Here is a 17,748-nt window from a genome sequence, read left to right as displayed (position 1 = left end):
TCCGTCAGCCCAGGCTGCATTGCAGCAGCACGGTGTCGATGTCACGGCCGTGCTTGTGCCCGACCTGCCGCAGTCGGCCGGCCTCGTCGAAACCCAGCTTCTTGTGCAGCGCGATGGACGACGGGTCGCCGCTGTCGGCGATCACCGCGATGACCTCACGCACGCCGGCGGCGCGGGCAGCGTCCAGCAGTGCGCCGAGCAGTTCCTTGCCGGCGCCCTGTCCGGTGGCCCACGGCGCAAGGTAGATCGAGTCCTCCACCGTGCCCTGATAGGCCGGCCGGGATTTCCAGGGCAGGCAGTACGCGTACCCCGCGACCTTGCCTTCGCGCTCGACGACCAGGAACGGCAGTCCGGCGGCGAAGACCCTGGCGAACCGCGCCTGCCACTCCTCGGCCGCGGGCGACTCCAGCTCGAACGACGCCACGCTGTTCAACACGTAATGCGCGTAGATGTCGGCAATGGCGGGCAGGTCAGCGGTGGTGGCGGTGCGGGTGGTCATGGTGAGGCAAAGGTACCTAGCGCGACGGCCGCGGCGCTCGCCAGGCACATCGACGGGCCGTGCGGCACGGTCCGCCCGTTGCGTCGAAGCAGGACCAGCACCGCGTATCCCGCGGTCAGCAGCGGCGCCCCGATCGCGGCGAGCACCCACACGTCGGCGCCGCACATCCCGGTCAGTGCGCCCAGCCCGAGGGCGAGCTTGACGTCGCCCCCGCCCATCGCGTCGGGGCTCAGGAGATGGATCAGGAGGTAGAGCGCGAACAGCGCAGCCGCGCCAGCCAGCGCGGGGAGTCCCCGGCCGAGGATGACAGCCGCGAGCAGAATCACCGCAGCGCCGGGCAGCGTGAGCCAGTTCGGTAGCCGTCGCTCGCGTAGGTCATAGGCACACAGCGCGATCATCCACAAACCAATAGCCAAGCCCGCCCCCATCTTTCGAGGCTAAGGGCGTTGCGCAGGGCGTCCTGACACAAGATTGCGCCACAGCTGCAGGCTCAACCACCACCACAGCCAAACACGCGTTGACCCTCACACGAGGGCACCATCTACTCGGACTTTTACGCCATAGCCGCGGAGTCAATGCCGACCTCGCGTTCACCCTGCACCCAGGGTCGTCGCTACTCGACCTTTGTGGCCGTCAGCGCAGGGTCAACGCTCATGAGCCGATTGCTTGTCGAGTGCCCAGCATGCGCCCCTACGCTCAGCTCGCAGCCAGCGCAGCCGCCATCACCTCGCGGGGCGCGGGCGTCCCGGTGAATTGCTCCACCTGCGCGTAGGCCTGGTTCAGCAGCATCTGCAGGCCGCTGATCACCCGGCCACCAGCCGCGGCAACCGCGGCGGCCAGCGGCGTCGGCCACGGGTCGTAGATGGCATCGAGCAGCACGGCCGTGTCGGCGACGGTCCCGGAGAACTCGCCGGCAACGGCGGCGGGCAGCGTATTGACCACCACACCAAGGGAATTCAGCTGTTCGCCGAGCGCGACCCACCGGCTCGCGACGCCCAGCCGATCCCCCAACGCCACCAACGACGCGGCCTTGTCGGCATTGCGGGCGACGATCGCCAGGTCCCGCACACCGAGTTCGGCCAACGCCACGACAGCCGCCGGCGCGGTGCCACCGGAGCCCAGCACCGCTGCGGCGCCCGACACCTCACCCAGTGCGCCGGCGACACCGTCGACGTCGGTGTTGTCGGCCCGCCAGCCGCCGTCGATCCGCACCAGGGTGTTGGCCGAACCGACCAGCTCAGCGCGGGCCGTGCGTTCGGTGGCGAACCGCAGCGCCGCGAACTTGCCGGGCATCGTGACCGAGACGCCGACCCATTCCGGGCCGAAACCGCCCACCAGAGCCGGCAATTGCTCCGCGGTGCACTCGATGCGGTCGTAGGTCCAGTCGGTCAGACCGAGCTCCCGGTAGGCCGCCAGATGCAGCTGCGGCGACCGCGAATGCGCGATCGGCGAGCCCAGGACCGCAGCCCTCATCGGGCACTGTCGAGCACGCCGTTGCGTTTGGCGAGCTCGATGCTGGCGAGGTGCTGCTGGTAGTCGCGGGTGAACACCGTCGTGCCCTGCAGGTCGATGGTCACGAAGTACAGCCAGTCCCCCGGCGCCGGGTCCTGCGCCGCGACGACGGCGGGCTGGCCGGGCGAACAGATCGGCGTGACCGGAAGTCCTTCGCGCACATAGGTGTTCCACGGTGTCGGCTGCTCGCGGTCGGCGTCGGTGGTCGCCACTTCCTGTCGGTCCAGCGGGTAGTTCACCGTCGAGTCGAACTGCAGCCTGCGATGGTCGGGGGTCGCCAGCCGGTTGTAGATGACGCGGGCCACCTTGGCGAAGTCCTGCGGGTTGGACTCCCGCTGCACCAGCGACGCCACGATCAGGATCTGGTACGGGTTCAGGTTGGCGGCGGCGCCGGCGTCGAGCAACCCGCCCTGTTCGTACTGGCGGCTGCTCGCGCTGATCAGACCCGACAGGATCGATGTCGGCGTCCCGGCCGGGTCGACGTTCCAGGTGCCGGGCGCGATGAGCCCCTCGAGCCTGCGGTGATCGGCGCCCAGCGCCTTCACCGGCCCCGCCGCCCAGCTGGGCACCAACAACGCCGAGACGTCGGCGGCACCGGCGGCCTTCTTCAGCTCGTCGGCCGACACGCACTTGCGCTTGCCGTCCAGGTCGACGCAGGAGGCCGCCGAGATCAGGCTGAAGATGCCCTGATTGATCTTGTTGGTCTTGACGTCGGTGGTGTCGTCGAGCTGGCGGCCCTCCGGGATCACCAGGCGGCCCACCCGATTGTTCTTCTCGGTGAGCCGGGACACCGCGTTGGCGGCCGAGATCTCGGTCCGCAGCTTGTAGAAGCCCGGCTGAATCTCGGTCATCGCCTTGTTGCCCTCGGCGGCCAGGACAAACGTCTTCACGTTCGCCACGACGCCGTGATCGAACAAGGTCTGCCCGATCGCGGTGGTCGAGTCACCGTTGTGCACCTCGACGACGAGGTCGCTGCCACCGTCACCGGAGTAGTCGTTGCCCGACCCGAAGATGCCGTGCCACAGCCGGGACCCGAGGAACACCGCGCTGACCACGACGACGATGAACACCGTCAGCGCCACCATGCTGCGGCGCCGGCGGCGCTTGCGGTTGCGCTCGGCGCGGACCCGCTCGGCCCGGCTCATGCCCCGGCGGGGCCGGCCCACCGACTCGGGCTTGATGCGGGTGCTGCTGCCCCACTCGTCGTCATCCCCCGGGGCGTCGGGGCGCATGTCCTCGGCCGGCGTCACAGATCGGCCTCCTCGGACCGCTCGCGGGCGGCCAGCACCGAACGGCGCATGTCCAGCCAGTTCTGCAGGATGCCGACGGCGGCCACCTGATCGATCATCTGACGTTGCCCCTTCGCACGCACTCCGGCCTCCCGCAGCGAGCGCTGCGCGGTGACCGTCGTCAGCCGTTCGTCGGCCATCCGTACCGGAGTCGGAGCCACCCGCACCGCCAGGGCGTCGGCCACCTCGATCGCGTCCTGCGCCGAGCTGCTCGCCCGGTCCTTCAGTGTGCGCGGCAACCCGACGACGATCTCGACCGCCTCCTGCTCACCGGCCAGCTTCACGAGTCGACCCAGGTGCTTGTCGGTCTTGTCACGACGCACCGTCTCGAGCGGCGTCGCCAGGATGCCGTCGGGGTCACACACTGCGACACCGATCCGCACCGTGCCGACGTCGATGCCGAGCCGGCGACCGCGACCAGGGTCGTCGGCCCCGGGGCGGTCGGGCATGCGGTCGGTATCGGCCAAAGCTAGCTCCGGCCCAGTTCAGCGCGTAGCGCGGCCAGACCCGCGTCGATACCCGCTGCCCCCTTACCGGAACCCTGTGCCAGATCGGCCTTTCCACCACCACGGCCACCGACCGCGGTGCCCAGCTGCTGCACCAGTTCGTTGGCCTTGAACCCGAGGTCCTGCGCGGCGGCGTTGACGGCCACCACGTACGGCACCGACTCACCCGAGTCGGCGATCAGCGCGATCACCGCCGGCTCCGAGCCGAGCTTGCCCTTGATGTCACCGACCAGGGTGCGCAGGTCACCACCGGAGATGCCGCCGGCCATCCGCTGTGCGACGACGCGGACCTTGCCGATGACCTCGGCACCGGCCGCGGCGTTGGCGGCAGCGGCCTTGGCGCCGGCCAGCCGGACCTTGTCGAGTTCCTTCTCGGCGGCCTTGAGCTTGTCCACCAGGGTGGCCACGCGGGCAGGCACCTCTTCCGACGGCACCTTCAGCGACGCGGCCAGACCGGCCATCAGCGCGCGTTCCTTGGCCAGGTGCCGGAACGAGTCCAGACCGACGTAGGCCTCGACGCGACGCACACCCGAACCCACCGACGACTCGCCGAGGATGGTGACGGGGCCGATCTGCGCCGAGCGCTGGACGTGCGTACCACCGCACAGCTCCATGGAGAACGGTCCGCCGATCTCGACGACGCGGACCTCGTCCGGGTAGGACTCGCCGAACATCGCCATGGCGCCCATCGCCTTGGCCTTCTCGAGCTTCTCGTTGAAGGTGTGCACCTCGAAGTCGGCCTGCACGGCCTCGTTGGTGACTTCCTCGACCTGCGTGCGCTGCTCGTCACTGAGCGCGCCCTGGTAGTTGAAGTCGAACCGCAGGTAGCCCGGACGGTTCAGCGAGCCGGCCTGAACAGCGTTGGGGCCCAACACCTGTCGCAGCGCAGCGTGCACCATGTGGGTACCCGAGTGGCCCTGGGTGGCGCCGCGGCGCCACGTGGGATCGACCGCGGCGGTCACGGTGTCGCCCTCGACGAACTCACCGGACTCGACGTTGATGGTGTGCACCCACAGCGACTTGGCGATCTTCTGCACATCGGTGACCGCGGCCTTGGCGGTGGCCGAGGAACCGGTGCCGGTGATCGTTCCGGTGTCGGCGATCTGGCCACCGGACTCGGCGTACAGCGGCGTCCGGTCCAGCACCAGCTCGACACGGTCCGAGCCCTCGGTGCCGTGCGTCACCACCGGCACCCGCTTGCCGTCGACGAAGATGCCGAGAATCCTTGCCTCGGAAGTCAATTCGTCGAAACCGGTGAACTCGGTGGGACCGGCGTCGACCAGGTCGCGGTAGGCCGACAGGTCGGCGTGCGCGTGCTTGCGGGCGGCGGCGTCGGCCTTGGCGCGGGCGCGCTGCTCGGCCATCAGGCCGCGGAAGCCCTCTTCGTCGACGGTCAGGCCGGCTTCGGCCGCCATCTCCAGCGTCAGCTCGACGGGGAAACCGTAGGTGTCGTGCAGCGTGAAGGCGTCGGTACCGGAGACGACGGTCTTGCCGGCGGCCTTCGTGGCGGCCGCGGCATCCTCGAACAGCCGCGAACCCGAAGCGAGGGTGCGGTTGAAGGCGGTCTCCTCGGCGACCGCGATGCGGTTGATGCGCTCGAAGTCGGTGACCAGTTCCGGGTACGACGGACCCATCGTGTCGCGCACGGTGGCCATCAGGTCGGACATGATCGGCTGCTCGACACCGAGCAGCTTGGCGGCGCGGATGATGCGGCGCAGCAGGCGGCGCAGCACGTAGCCGCGGCCTTCGTTACCCGGAGTGACACCGTCGCCGATGATGATCGCCGCGGTGCGGCTGTGGTCGGCGATGACGCGATAGCGCACATCGTCGGCGTGGTTGCCCGCGCCGTAGTGCCGCGGCGCCACCGAGGCGACCATGTCGATGACGGGACGGACCAGGTCGGTCTCGTAGACGTTGTCCACGCCCTGCAGCAGGCACGCGATGCGCTCGACACCCATGCCGGTGTCGATGTTCTGGCGCGGCAGCGGGCCGAGGATTTCGAAGTCGGTCTTGCTGGTGCCCTCGCCGCGCTCGTTCTCCATGAACACGAGGTTCCAGATCTCGATGTAGCGGTCCTCGTTGGCCTCGGGGCCACCGTCGATGCCGTACTCGGGGCCGCGGTCGTAGTAGATCTCCGAACACGGACCGCAGGGTCCCGGAATGCCCATGGACCAGTAGTTATCGGCCTTGCCGCGGCGCTGGATGCGCTCCGGCGGCAGGCCGGCGATCTCCTCCCAGAGCCCGATGGCCTCGTCGTCATCGAGATAGACGGTGGCCCAGAGCCTTTCGGGATCGAAGCCGTAGCCACCCTCGGACACCGGGTTGGTCAGCAGGTCCCAGGCGAGCGCGATGGCGCCGCGCTTGAAGTAGTCGCCGAACGAGAAGTTGCCGGCCATCTGGAAGAACGTGTTGTGCCGGGTCGTGATGCCGACCTCGTCGATGTCCGGCGTGCGGATGCACTTCTGGACGCTCGTCGCCTTGTCATACGGCGGGGTGCGGTCGCCCAGGAAGTACGGCACGAACTGGACCATGCCGGCGTTGACGAACAACAGGTTCGGATCGTCCAGGATCACCGATGCGCTCGGCACCTCGGTGTGGCCCGCTTTCACGAAATGATCGAGGAATCGTTTCCTGATCTCGTGTGTCTGCACGTGCTGATGTCCTTCATCGACCGGGTAGTTGCCCGAATAACAGTACCGGTCGGCCTTGTGCCCAGCGCCGCCGCGGCGGACAGTTGTCTCTATCCGGTGGCGCCACCGGAGCGCCGCCCTGAATAAAGAGGGGGTGGACCGTGTTCGCACGTTCTACCACGATGATGGCGAGCCCTGATCAGATCGATGCCGGCGTCGCCTATATCCGCGACGAGGTCATGCCTGTGCTGCAGGAACTTCCCGGTTCTGTCGGCCTGTCCCTGATGGTCGACCGGGCAACCGGCCGGTGCATCGCCACCAGCGCATGGGAGTCCGAGGACGCCCTGCATTACAGCGCCGGCGAGGGCCGCCGGCTCCGCAATCTGGCCGCCGAACGCTTCGGCGGCGGCGCCCCACTGGTCGAGGAGTGGGAGATCGCCGTTCTGCACCGCGAACGCGGCAACGGCGCGTGTGTGCGGGCGACCTGGCTCACCGTGCCGCCGGATCTCATGGAGGCCGGCATCGACTACTACCGCGACACCGTGCTGCGGCAGATCGAGCATCTGCCGGGGTTCTGCAGCGCCAGCCTGCTCGTCGACCGCGGCTCGGGCCGTGCGGTGTCGTCGGCGTCCTTCCGCACCCGCGAACTGATGGAGGACTACTGGGAGCAGGCCACGGCGTTGAAGGTCGAATCGGTGCAGGCCGCCGGGGCGTCGGAGATCGACGATTGCGCCTTCGATCTCGCCATCGCCCACCTGCGGGTGCCCGAACTGGTCTAGCGCTTGCGCCGGATGATGGCGCGCAGCTTCTCCAGGCGGCCGCCGATCTCGCGTTCGGCCCCGTACGCCGTGGGCCGGTAGTAGTCGACCCCGACCAGCTCATCGGGTGGATACTGTTGCGCCGCAACACCACCCGGGTGGTCGTGCGCGTACTTGTAGCCCTGCGCGTGGCCGAGCGCGGCGGCGCCGGCGTAGTGCCCGTCTCGCAGATGCGCGGGCACCATGCCGGCCTTGCCGGCCCTGATGTCGGCCATCGCCGCCCCGAGGGCGACGGTCACCGCGTTGGATTTCGGCGCCGTCGCCAGGTGCACCGTCGCGTGGGCCAGGGTCAGCTGGGCCTCCGGTAGCCCGATGAGCTGCACGGTCTGCGCGGCGGCCACCGCCGTCGGCAGCGCGGTCGGGTCGGCGATGCCGATGTCCTCGCTGGCCAGGATCATCAGCCGGCGCGCGATGAACCGCGGGTCCTCCCCCGCGGTCAGCATCCGGGCCAGGTAGTGCAGTGCCGCGTCGACGTCCGAGCCGCGCACCGATTTGATGAACGCGCTGACGACGTCGTAGTGCTGGTCACCGTCGCGGTCGTAGCGCACGGCGGCCTTGTCCAGCGACTGTTCGATGACCTCGACCGTCACGCGTTCGCCGGCTTCAGCAGCGACCTCCAGCGCCGTCAGCGCCCGCCGGGCATCGCCCGCCGACAGCGTCACGAGCAGCGCGACGGCGTCGTCGTCGACCTCGACGGCACCGCCCAGGCCGCGCGGATCGGTGATCGCGCGCTGCACGACGGTCCGCACGGCGTCGGCCGTCAGCGGTTGCAGCTGCAGGATCAGCGACCGCGACAGCAGCGGCGCCACCACCGAGAACGACGGGTTCTCCGTGGTCGCCGCCACGAGCAGCACCACCCGGTTCTCCACCGCGGCCAGCAGGGCGTCCTGCTGCGTCTTGGAGAACCGGTGCACCTCGTCGATGAACAGCACGGTCTGACGGCCGTGGACGGCGCTGCGCCGGGCCTCGTCGATCACCGCCCGCACGTCTTTGACGCCGGCCGACAGCGCAGACAATGCCTCGAACCGGCGGCCGGTGGCCCCCGAGATCAGCGATGCCAGGGTGGTCTTGCCGGTGCCGGGCGGCCCGTAGAGGATGACGCTGGCCGCGCCCGAGCCCTCGACCAGGCGGCGCAGCGGCGAACCCGGCTTGAGCAGGTGGTCCTGGCCGACGACCTCGTCGAGGCCGGCCGGGCGCATCCGCACCGCCAGGGGTGCGGCCACGACGGAGCCGGACGCCGGCTCATCGCCGCCCCCTACGTCGAACAACCCGTCAGACACGCCTCAGGCTTACCACGCCGCACCGACCGGCGGTTCAGTCGGCAGGTGCGGTCACGAAGTCGATGAGTTCCTCGACCCGCCCGATCAGCGCGGGTTCGAGGTCGTTCCAGTCCCGCACGCGGCCGCGGATGCGCTGCCATGCCTGGGCGATGTCGGCCTGGTCGGCGTGCGGCCAGCCGAGCGCCTCGCAGACGCCGTGCTTCCACTCGATACCGCGCGGGATGACGGGCCACGCCTCACGCCCGATGCGGGCGGGTTTGACGGCCTCCCAGATGTCGATGAACGGGTGGCCCACCACCAGCGTGTGCTCGCCTCCCGGACCGCGCCGCACCTGCTCGGCGATGCGCGCCTCCTTCGAGCCCGACACCAGGTGGTCGACGAGGACGCCGAGCCGGCGGCCCGGCCCGGGCTGGAACTCGCGGACGATGGCGGCCAGGTCGTCGACACCGCCGAGGTACTCGACGACCACGCCCTCGACCCGCAGGTCGTGTCCCCACACCTGCTCGACCAGTTCGGCGTCGTGGCGGCCTTCCACGTAGATGCGGCTGGCCAGCGCGGTGCGGGCCCGATGTCCTTGCACGGCAACCGAACCCGAGGCCGTGCGGGTGGGCGCGGCCGGCGCGGTGCGCTTGGGTGCGGTGAGGATGACGGGGTTGCCGTCGATCAGATAGCCGGGGCCGATGGGGAACGGCTTGCGGTAGCCGTCGAAGTCCTCGAGGACCATGCGGCCGTACTCGACCGAGACCACGGCGCCCACGAAGCCGGTCGTGGCGCACTCGACCACGAGCCCCTTCTCGGCGGCTTGCTCGGTCGAACGCTTCCTGGCGTTCGGGTTGCGGGCCAGTACATCGGATCCGTATCGGTCGCTCACGGCACCGATCCTAGGAACGATCGCGAGCCAGATCCGGTTGCGCCACCCGTGTTTTCGTCACAGACCGGTTACGGGGCCTTCTCGACCTTGATGTCACAGGTGATGCGCTCACCGTCGACCTTCACGATCTTCATGTGCGCGACGTACTGGACCTTGCGCGGCCCGGTGAAATGGCAGTCGAACTGGGCACCCTTGGTGGCCTCCACGTCGGACGGACACTTCACGTCGGTGGGGGTGAACTTGTTCTGATCCGAGACCAGCTTGACGACCTGCTTGGCGGCATCATCCGCCTTGACCGTGGTTTTCGAGCTACATCCGGCCGGTGAAAGGGCCACCAGACCCAGTAGCACCGCTGCCCCCACCCGTACGCGAATCATGGGCGCGATCGTGCTCTATCGCCGTGGGCCGCGTCAACGCGCCGCGCGGGAGGCATTGACCTCGTCCACCGCCGTATGGATGAACCGCATCTTCTCGAGCACCGCGGCCGGCAGCACGAACGGGTACAGATCCTCTTTGCCCATCGACCGGTTGACCATGTTCAACGCCCAGGCCAGCGGCAGCCAGAGCTCGATGAGCGTGTCAAAACCGCTGGGGCCCAGCACCCGCCGCTCGAAGGTGGCGCCCGCGGGCGCGAAACCGAAAGCTGCCGCGGTATCGAGAGTGTCCCGGATGTGCAGGTAGTGCGCGAACGTCTCGGCCCAGTCCTCCGCCGGATGCATCGTGGCGTAGGACGACACGTACTGCTGTTCCCAGCCGGCGGGCGCACCGTCGCGGTAGTGCCGGTCCAGCGCGGCCTGATAGTCGGCGTCGGGGTCCCCGAACAGGGCGGTGAAGTCCGCGACGGCCTCGGGCGACGGCTGAATCAGGCGATAGAAGTAGTAGTGCCCGATCTCATGGCGGAAGTGGCCCAGCAGCGTCCGGTACGGCTCGGCCATGGCGATCCGCAGCTGTTCGCGGTGCACGTCGTCGCCTTCGGCGAGATCCAGGGTGATGACACCGTCCTCATGGCCGGTGAAGACCTGGTGATGCTCGCTGGACAGCAGATCGAAAGCGAGGCCCTGCTCCGGGTCGCGGTCGCGGCCGATGATCGGCAGGCCCAGCTCCGCCAGTTCGACGATCAGCCGGCGCTTGGCCTGCTCGGCGGCGGCGAAGTTCGCCATGGCTTTGGTGTCGTCGTCGGCGGGCCGGGTCCGGGTCAACGCGCATGATGGGCACAGCTGCCGCACCGGCTCGATCCGCACCAGCCAATTGCATTCGGCCAGATGCAGATTCGCGCACAGCTGGTAGTCGGTCGAGGCGACCGCACCGGCATGATCGTTGTCGCCGTTACCGTCCGGTGGGGCGATCACCAGCAGCGCCATGTCGTCCAGCGAGAAGCCCAGGGCGCTACCGCAGCCCAGGCACACCGAGTTGTCGAACGCCAACCGCTGACCGCAGTTCGGGCAGTTGAAATCACGCATGCAGTGGGCCTCCCGCAATAGGTGCGACATCGACGGAGACGTCGATGATGCTGCTCTCGGAGTCGGTGTAGATGATGCCCCGCAGCGGCGGCACGTCGGCGTAGTCACGGCCGAACCCCACCACGATGTAGCGTTCGTCCACCATCTGGTCGTTGGTCGGGTCCAGCCCCAGCCAGTTGTTCTCCGGCGTCCACACCGACGCCCAGGCATGGGTGGCGTCAATCCCCACCATACGTTCCTTGCCCGGCGGCGGGTCGGTGGCCAGATATCCCGACACATAGCTGGCGGCAAGGCCGTTCGCACGCAGGCAGGCGATGGCCAGGCGGGCGAAGTCCTGGCACACTCCTTCGCGGGCGGTCAGGACCTCCGCGACCCGGGTGGACACCGTCGTCGACCCGGACCGGTAGGTGAAGTCGGCGAAGATGCGCGAGTTCAGGTCGCGCAGCACCTCGATCAGCGGCCGGCCGGGCACGAAACTCGGTGCGGCGTAATCCCGCACCTCGTCGGTGATCTCCGCGGATTGCAGATCCAGCACGAATTCGGCGGCCAGCGCACCGTCCGGCCCGGACGGCCGAGACTGCTCCCACGGTGCCAGCGCGGCTCCTGCCCCGTACCACTCGGCGGGCGGCGGATCGACCTCCACGATGCTGCGCCCCGTCACGACGAGTTCGCGATGGGGTTGTGTCACATGGAAATACGAGCTGATGTTGCCGTAGGCGTCCCGGCTCGTGGAGCGGTCGGCGGGTTCGGGGTCGATGTTGAGCCGATACGACTGGCAGCGCTGCTGACCGCTGTCGCGCGGGGTGAGGAACCCGCGGCCGTACGAGCTGGTGACGACGTCGGAGTAGCGATACCGCGTGCGATGGGTGATCTGGTACTCGCGGGTCATGGCATCTGCCGCCGTTCGTCGGGACCCCACAGCGGCTGCATGCCACTCGGGAGGGCCAGATGCGTGGCCCGGATCAGCTCGGACAACTCCCGCAGATCGGCGTGCATACCGTCGAGCAGCTCGGCGAGTTCGTCGCGCTGCCCTTCGCCGGTGACGTGCTCGAGGTCGGCGGGGTCCTGACGTCGCAGTCGGGCGGCGATCTCGTCGATCATCCGCTCCGGGCGGGTCGACCCGGTCGACGACGGCAGGGCCCGCAGGTCGGCGCGCAGACGCTCGAACTGGAAGGCCAGCGACCGCGGGTTCTCCTCGTCGAACAGCACGAGGTCGGCGATGGCCGCCACGCTCACCTGTCCCAGCATGCGCCTGCGGTACATCACCGCCGACTCACACACCACGAGCACGGACTCGCTGACGGTCCGTTCGGTCTCGGCGCTGTGGGCGGTGGTGAGGGTGGCCCGCAGCAGTGCGGTCAGGCCCAGACCACGCTCGATGCGCTTGCCGATGTCCATCATCGTCCAGCCGACGTCGCGCACCATGGACTCGGCCGCCACACCGGACAGTGCCAGCATCCCGGCCAGGGTCTGGCTGGGGGCGGTGGACAGGTACGCCTCCCCCTTGGTCTTCGAATCCGGCGGCGACAGCGCCGTGCCCTGGCGCTGCCGGGCGCGGTCTGACGGCTGCAGCACCGCACGTTCGACGGCGGCCAGCACCATCCAGGTGTCGTTCGACATCTGGTCGCGGACCGCGCGCGCGGCCAGCCCCAGCCGTTCGACGGATTGCGCCAGCGAACCCGGCCGGTGCCGGTCGGCGGTGAGCGCCCACAACGTCGTCGGCGTGATGGCCAGCTGTTCGGCGTAGTCGCCGTCGGCACCGGTGTCGGTGCCGGTGATCCGGCCCAGTGCGGTCAGCAGTACCGGCACGCAGTCACTGCCGCCGAGGTCCCGCCGGTAACGGAATTCGTGGTAGCGCTCACGGGTGACGGTGAGCAGCCGGGCGGTGAACTCGGCACGTTCGGCGTACCGGCCCAGCCAGAACAGGTCGGAGAGCACACGCGGCGAGCTCACCGCGCGGGTCGGGCTCGGCGTCATGGCCGGCAGCTCGACCGGCTGCGCCTGCACGACCGCGGCCCGGTCGGGCGATCGCACCCAGACATCCTTGGCCGCAACGGTTTCCATGCCGTAGGCGGCGTGCCCCCGCGCCAGGATGTAGCCCAGCCCGCCGATCATCGGCGCGTAACCCCCGCGCTGGGCGACGGTGAACAGCCGCATCCCGACGCTGCCCGCGGACAATCCGCTGGGGAGCAGGTCCATCGGGGCCGTGGAGAACTCGGGCAGTTCCTGGCCCATCCATTGCCACGGGGCGGCGTCGATGCGGGCCGCCAGCTCGGCCCGCTGGGTGGTGGACAGGGCGGGACCGACGATCGCCGGGCCGCCCGTCACCGGCCTGATCAGCAGGGTGGACAGTTTGGTCAACAGATGCGAGCGCTCGGCGTCGATTCCGCCCCAGAAACATCGGGCGCTCGGCAGTTCCGGGGTCTCCCCCGTGAGCAGCTCGGCCAACTCCGGCAGGAATCGGGTGATGCCTGGGCTTTCGAGGATGCCGCTGCCCAGCGTGTTCACCACCGTCACCGCCCCGCGCCGCAGCACCTCGACGAGTCCGACCACGCCGAGCCGGGAGTCCGGCCGCAGGTCCAGCGGATCGGCATACTCGGCGTCCACGCGGCGCAGTACGACGTCGACCCGCTTGAGGGTGCCGAGCGAGCGCATCAAGAGGTTGCCGTCGCGCACCACGAGGTCGGCGCTCTCCACCAGTGGGAAGCCCAACACACCGGCCAGGTAGGCCTGGTCGAAGGCGGTCTCGGAGTGGCTGCCGGGGCTGAGCACGACGACCACCGGTTCGCGCGCGGCTTCCGGCGCCGCGTCGATGAGCGCCAGCCGCAGGGCCTGCGCCCAGGGCGACGCCGGGCGCGGCGCCACCTTCTCGTACAGCTCGGGCACCGCGTGCGCGACGACCCGCCGGTCGGCGAGCGCGTACCCGGCGCCCGAGGGCGCCTGCGTCCAGTCCGCGTTCACCGCGAAGCCACCGTCGCGGTGACGGCTGACGTCGCAGCCGTGCAGGAACAGCTGGTGGCGACCCGGCACCGTGATGCCGCGGGCCGCGCGGACGTAACCGGGATGGGCGTACAGCAACTCGGGCGGCAGCACCCCGGAGGTGATGGCGCGGCGCGCCCCGTACAGGTCGGTGAGCACCGCGTCGAGCAGCCGGGAGCGCTGTACCAGTGCGGATTCGAGGTTGCGCCAGTCCGCCGCGGACAGCACCAGGGGCAGGGCGTCGAGCTGCCAGGTGTCGACCACCGGCGTGCCGTCGACATCGGTGACGGTCGTGCCGTCCCGGTCGACCTGCACGTAGCTGATGCCGTCGTTGTCGACGAGCTCGCGAACGACACCACGGAGCTGGTCCAGGCCGGTCCGGCCACGGTCGCGGACGCAGTCGGTCAGCTCCTGCCAGGCCGGCCGGACCGCGCCCGCGTCATCGACCAGTTCGTCGTAACCGGCGCCGGCCACCTCGCGGACGTCGAACAACGGCTCCTGGGCCCGGTCGGCCCGGTACCCGGCCAGTGGGTCGCCGACGGGCGCCGCCTCCTCGGCCAGCTCTTGGGATCTGTGTGTACGGAGAACCATTACCGCAGAACGGTACGCACCCGGCGCAGATCGAGGATGCCCGACGCTCCGCCATCGGTGGATTGACGGGCCCGCTTCTCCCGGAGATCGGCCAGATCGACCGCGCCCGGGGTGAAGCCGATGGCCTCGAAACGGCGGCCTCGGCGCGACTCGGCCTCGACGGCGTTGACCGGCGGGGTGTCGTACGCACGGCCGCCGGGATGCGAGACGTGGTAGGTACAGCCGCCTTTCGAAAAGCCGGTGAATCCATCGACGAGTTCGAACCGCAGCGGCCCGTCGACGGTGATCGTGGGATGCAGCGCGCTCGGTGGTTGCCAGGCCCGGTACCGGACGCCGCCGACCTGGACGTCGGGTGAGTCGGTCGCCAGCAGCGGGATGGGATGGCCGTTCACGGTGACGAGGTACCGGTTCCGGTCGGCGCCGATGAGCCGGACCTGCAGCCGCTCCACCGAGGAGTCGACGTAGCGGGCGGTGCCGGTGCCGGTGGACTCCTCGCCCAGGGTGTTCCACGGCTCGATGGCGCCGCGCAGCTCCAACTCGGCGCCGTCCAGGATGACGCTGCCGATCCGGGGAAAGCGGAACTCGGTGAACGGGTCCAGCCAACTGGTGTCGAATGCGATGCCGTGCGCCCGCAGGTCGGCGGCGACCTCGGCGATGTCTTGAATGATGAAGTGCGGCAACAGATATCGGCCGTGCAGGTTCTCCCCGTGGCGGATCAGCGGGGCCCGCAGCGGCTCGTCCCAGAACCACGAGACCAGCGACCGCACCAGCAGCGACTGCACCATGGCCATCTGGAAATGCGGCGGCATCTCGAAGCCGCGCAGCTCCAGCAGGCCGAGCCGGCCGCGGGCGCTGTCGGGGCTGTAGAGCTTGTCGATGCAGAACTCGGCGCGGTGCGTGTTGCCGGTGATGTCGGTGAGGAGGTGCCGGAGGGCCCGGTCGACGGCCCACGGAGCTCCCTCGGCCACGCGCTCGATCTCCGCGAACGCGATCTCCAGCTCGTACAGCGCCTCGAGGCGCCCCTCGTCGACGCGCGGGGCCTGCGACGTCGTCCCGACGAACCGGCCGGAGAACAGGTACGACAGCGCCGGATGCCGTTGCCAGTACGTCAGCATCGACACCAGCAGGTCGGGCCGGCGCAGCAGCGGTGAGTCGGCGGGCGTGACGCCGCCGAGGGTGATGTGGTTGCCACCGCCCGTGCCGCCGTGGGTGCCGTCGACATCGAAGGACTCCGTGCCGAGCCGGGCCTGCCGGGCCGCCTCGTACAAGGTCTCCAGTTGTGCGGCCTGCTCGGCGAAGCCGGCCGTCGGCGCCACGTTGACCTCGATGACGCCGGGGTCGGGTGTGACGGTCATCTGCTGGAGCCGGGCGTCCGGCGGCGGTCCGTAGCCCTCGATCACGACGGGGACGCCGATGTTCGCGGCGGCCTTCTCGATACGGCTGACCAGATCAGCGAAGTCGTCGAATGCCGTTGTGGGCGGCAGGAATACGTACAGCAGGCCGTCGCGCACCTCGGCGACCAGGGCGGTGGGGGGTGCGCCGTCGGCGCTGACGACGGTCGCCGGCCTGGCGGGGGTGTCGGCGCGCTCGGGCGCGAGCGGGTCGGCGTCGGGCACCGGTCGCGGCGGCTGCCAGCTGATCGAGTTCAGCGGCAATCGCAGGCCCGCAGGCGAATCGCCGCCGATGAGCACCAATCGCCCGCGGCGCAATTTCCAGTCGGCGGAGACCCACCCGGTGTCGTCGTCGCTGCGGTGCAGCGGCAAGACGTGGGCCGCGGGTTCGGTGACCGCGGCATCGAGCTTGTCCGCCAGGGCTTTCCGCTGCGCGGCACCGTCGTCCGTCAGATCGTCGGTGACCGGGTCCCCGTCGGGCCGGCGGACGGCATCGGCCAACCGGGCGAGGGCGTCCTCGTAGGCCGGACGCACCTGACTATCCGGCAGGCCGAGCCCGTCGGCGATCTCGGTGAGCAACCGCCGTGCCGCATCCGGTGCGACCGCAGGGGATTCACCGGACCACGGATCGGCCAGCAGCGCCGCATCGGTCCACAGCGGCGTTCCGTCGGTGCGCCACATCAGACCGATCTGCCAGCGCGGCAGCGGCTCCCCCGGATACCACTTGCCCTGGCTGCGCTGCACCAGCCCGTCCGGGGCCCACGCGGCTTTCAGCTGGGCGGTGAGGGCGGAGGCGAGCGTGCGCTTGTGCGGTCCGTCGGCGGCCGTGGTCCATTCCTCGTCGGTCTGGTTGTCGATCGAGACGAAGGTGGGTTCGCCGCCGACGGTGAGCCGCACGTCACGCTCGGCCATCCGCTCGTCGATGACGGCGCCGAGGGCCTGGATCGACTCCCACGCCTGTTCGGTGTACGGCAGGGTGACGCGCGGGTCTTCGTGAATCCGCGTCACCACGTTGACGAAGTCGAGGGTGGATTCGCACGGTTCGACGGCACCGGTGATCGGGGCCGCCGATTCGGGGTGCGGCGTCGCCGACAGCGGGATGTGGCCTTCCCCGGCCAGCAGGCCCGAGGTCGCGTCGAGGCCGACCCAGCCGGCGCCCGGGATGTACACCTCGGTCCAGGCGTGCAGGTCGGTGAAGTCGGCAGCGGGACCCGACGGCCCGTCCAATGCTTCGATGTCGGCGCTCAGCTGCACGAGATAACCGGACACGAAGCGCGCCGCGAAGCCCATCTTCCGCAGGATCGCGACCAGCAGCCAGGCGGAGTCCCGGCAGGAGCCGATGCCGGTGCGCAGGGTGTAGTCCGGCGCCTGGACGCCGGGTTCGAGACGGACGCTGTACCCGACGTCGGCATTGACCGCCCGGTTCAGCGCCACCAGGAAGTCGATGGTGCCGGTGCCCGGCACCACGTCGAAGTTCCGCACCCAGTCCGCCGTCAGGTCGTCGGCGTCGTCGACGGGGCGCAGGTAGGGCTTGAGGTCTTCGAGCAGGTTGTCCGGGTACGCGAACGGGACGGTTTCGGCCCATTCCTCGATGAAGAAGTCGAACGGGTTGATGACCTTGAGGTCGGCGATCAGTCCGACGGTGATGCTCAACTTGGTGGCGCGGTTCGGAAAGACCAAGCGGCCCACGAAGTTACCGAAGGCGTCCTGCTGCCAGTTGATGAAGTGGTCGGCGGGCTCGACCTGCAGCGAGTAGGCCTCGATCGGCGTGCGCGAGTGCGGGGCGGGGCGCAGCCGAACCACGTGCGGGTACACCTTGACCAGCCGGTCGAACGTGTAGCTGGTCCGGTGCTCCAGCGCCACCTTGATTGCCATAGCGATCGATCCCACCACAAGAACGGGTAGGTCGCAGAGTGGAGAAA

Annotated in this window: 14 protein-coding genes; 1 reads left to right on the top strand and 13 read right to left on the bottom strand. The window is 69.6% G+C overall.

Going from position 1 to position 17,748, the window contains the following annotated elements; all coding sequences use genetic code 11:
• Nucleotides 1-4: 4 nt before the first annotated feature.
• The 6 genes from BR47_RS0122170 to alaS all read right to left on the bottom strand — a co-directional run bounded on the left by BR47_RS0122170 (nt 5) and on the right by alaS (nt 6,457).
• Nucleotides 5-499 (bottom strand): GNAT family N-acetyltransferase, encoded by a 495-nt coding sequence (locus BR47_RS0122170; RefSeq protein ID WP_020101673.1) that lies wholly within the window; start codon nt 497-499, stop codon nt 5-7.
• Nucleotides 496-927, bottom strand: coding sequence for a prepilin peptidase (locus BR47_RS0122165; protein ID WP_029120799.1), 432 nt, complete (start codon nt 925-927; stop codon nt 496-498). Before BR47_RS0122165 ends, BR47_RS0122170 begins: the two co-directional genes overlap by 4 nt.
• Nucleotides 928-1,195: 268 nt before the next feature.
• Nucleotides 1,196-1,972: a shikimate dehydrogenase gene (locus BR47_RS0122160; RefSeq protein WP_029120798.1), complete on the bottom strand. Its 777-nt coding sequence runs from the start codon at nt 1,970-1,972 to the stop codon at nt 1,196-1,198.
• The gene (locus tag BR47_RS0122155; protein ID WP_036420702.1) at nt 1,969-3,243 is read right to left on the bottom strand and encodes an endolytic transglycosylase MltG; all 1,275 of its coding nucleotides are present in this window, start codon (nt 3,241-3,243) and stop codon (nt 1,969-1,971) included. Before BR47_RS0122155 ends, BR47_RS0122160 begins: the two co-directional genes overlap by 4 nt.
• 14 nt (nt 3,244-3,257) lie before the next feature.
• On the bottom strand, nt 3,258-3,767 hold the full coding sequence (gene ruvX / locus BR47_RS0122150) for a Holliday junction resolvase RuvX (protein ID WP_029120797.1): 510 nt from the start codon (nt 3,765-3,767) through the stop codon (nt 3,258-3,260).
• A 2-nt stretch (nt 3,768-3,769) separates the two neighbouring features.
• The gene (gene alaS / locus BR47_RS0122145; RefSeq protein WP_020101678.1) at nt 3,770-6,457 is read right to left on the bottom strand and encodes an alanine--tRNA ligase; all 2,688 of its coding nucleotides are present in this window, start codon (nt 6,455-6,457) and stop codon (nt 3,770-3,772) included.
• Nucleotides 6,458-6,597: 140 nt separating this feature from the next.
• On the opposite strand from alaS, the gene BR47_RS0122140 reads away from it, so the two are divergent.
• Nucleotides 6,598-7,215 carry a hypothetical protein gene (locus BR47_RS0122140; RefSeq protein ID WP_036420668.1) on the top strand — a complete coding sequence of 206 codons (618 nt, stop codon included), beginning with the start codon at nt 6,598-6,600 and terminating at the stop codon, nt 7,213-7,215.
• Here the strand turns inward: BR47_RS0122140 and BR47_RS0122135 are convergent.
• The 7 genes from BR47_RS0122135 to BR47_RS0122105 all read right to left on the bottom strand — a co-directional run bounded on the left by BR47_RS0122135 (nt 7,212) and on the right by BR47_RS0122105 (nt 17,701).
• Complete coding sequence (locus BR47_RS0122135; RefSeq protein WP_029120796.1) at nt 7,212-8,534, bottom strand: replication-associated recombination protein A; 1,323 nt, start codon at nt 8,532-8,534, stop codon at nt 7,212-7,214. The genes BR47_RS0122140 and BR47_RS0122135 overlap by 4 nt on opposite strands.
• Before the next feature lie 34 nt (nt 8,535-8,568).
• Entirely contained in the window at nt 8,569-9,405 is an 837-nt protein-coding gene (locus BR47_RS0122130; protein WP_020101681.1) for a DUF3097 domain-containing protein, read from the bottom strand.
• Between the two features lie 68 nt (nt 9,406-9,473).
• Entirely contained in the window at nt 9,474-9,782 is a 309-nt protein-coding gene (locus tag BR47_RS0122125; protein WP_020101682.1) for a DUF4333 domain-containing protein, read from the bottom strand.
• Between the two features lie 33 nt (nt 9,783-9,815).
• Nucleotides 9,816-10,865, bottom strand: coding sequence for a zinc-binding metallopeptidase family protein (locus tag BR47_RS0122120; protein ID WP_020101683.1), 1,050 nt, complete (start codon nt 10,863-10,865; stop codon nt 9,816-9,818).
• A complete protein-coding gene (locus tag BR47_RS0122115; protein WP_020101684.1) occupies nt 10,858-11,754 on the bottom strand; it encodes a transglutaminase family protein in 897 nt (298 codons plus the stop codon). The genes BR47_RS0122120 and BR47_RS0122115 overlap by 8 nt, the downstream gene beginning before the upstream one ends.
• The gene (locus BR47_RS0122110; RefSeq protein ID WP_036427659.1) at nt 11,751-14,435 is read right to left on the bottom strand and encodes a circularly permuted type 2 ATP-grasp protein; all 2,685 of its coding nucleotides are present in this window, start codon (nt 14,433-14,435) and stop codon (nt 11,751-11,753) included. The genes BR47_RS0122115 and BR47_RS0122110 overlap by 4 nt, the downstream gene beginning before the upstream one ends.
• Complete coding sequence (locus tag BR47_RS0122105) at nt 14,435-17,701, bottom strand: transglutaminase family protein (RefSeq protein WP_029120794.1); 3,267 nt, start codon at nt 17,699-17,701, stop codon at nt 14,435-14,437. The genes BR47_RS0122110 and BR47_RS0122105 overlap by 1 nt, the downstream gene beginning before the upstream one ends.
• Nucleotides 17,702-17,748 lie beyond the last annotated feature (47 nt).

The organism is Mycobacterium sp. UNC410CL29Cvi84, from assembly GCF_000686745.1.
Lineage (GTDB): Bacteria > Actinomycetota > Actinomycetes > Mycobacteriales > Mycobacteriaceae > Mycobacterium > Mycobacterium mucogenicum_B.
Note: the sequence above shows the minus strand (reverse complement) of the source record. Positions and strands in the feature narration are given on the sequence as shown.

Bases quoted from the DNA above. Each gene is read 5' to 3' on its own strand.
- BR47_RS0122115 (WP_020101684.1), bottom strand. From the start codon at position 11,754: ATGACCCGCGAGTACCAGATCACCCATCGCACGCGGTATCGCTACTCC.
- BR47_RS0122105 (WP_029120794.1), bottom strand. From the start codon at position 17,701: ATGGCAATCAAGGTGGCGCTGGAGCACCGGACCAGCTACACGTTCGAC.
- BR47_RS0122165 (WP_029120799.1), bottom strand. From the start codon at position 927: ATGGGGGCGGGCTTGGCTATTGGTTTGTGGATGATCGCGCTGTGTGCC.
- BR47_RS0122160 (WP_029120798.1), bottom strand. From the start codon at position 1,972: ATGAGGGCTGCGGTCCTGGGCTCGCCGATCGCGCATTCGCGGTCGCCG.
- BR47_RS0122110 (WP_036427659.1), bottom strand. From the start codon at position 14,435: ATGGTTCTCCGTACACACAGATCCCAAGAGCTGGCCGAGGAGGCGGCG.
- BR47_RS0122155 (WP_036420702.1), bottom strand. From the start codon at position 3,243: ATGCGCCCCGACGCCCCGGGGGATGACGACGAGTGGGGCAGCAGCACC.
- BR47_RS0122125 (WP_020101682.1), bottom strand. From the start codon at position 9,782: ATGATTCGCGTACGGGTGGGGGCAGCGGTGCTACTGGGTCTGGTGGCC.
- BR47_RS0122170 (WP_020101673.1), bottom strand. From the start codon at position 499: ATGACCACCCGCACCGCCACCACCGCTGACCTGCCCGCCATTGCCGAC.
- BR47_RS0122120 (WP_020101683.1), bottom strand. From the start codon at position 10,865: ATGCGTGATTTCAACTGCCCGAACTGCGGTCAGCGGTTGGCGTTCGAC.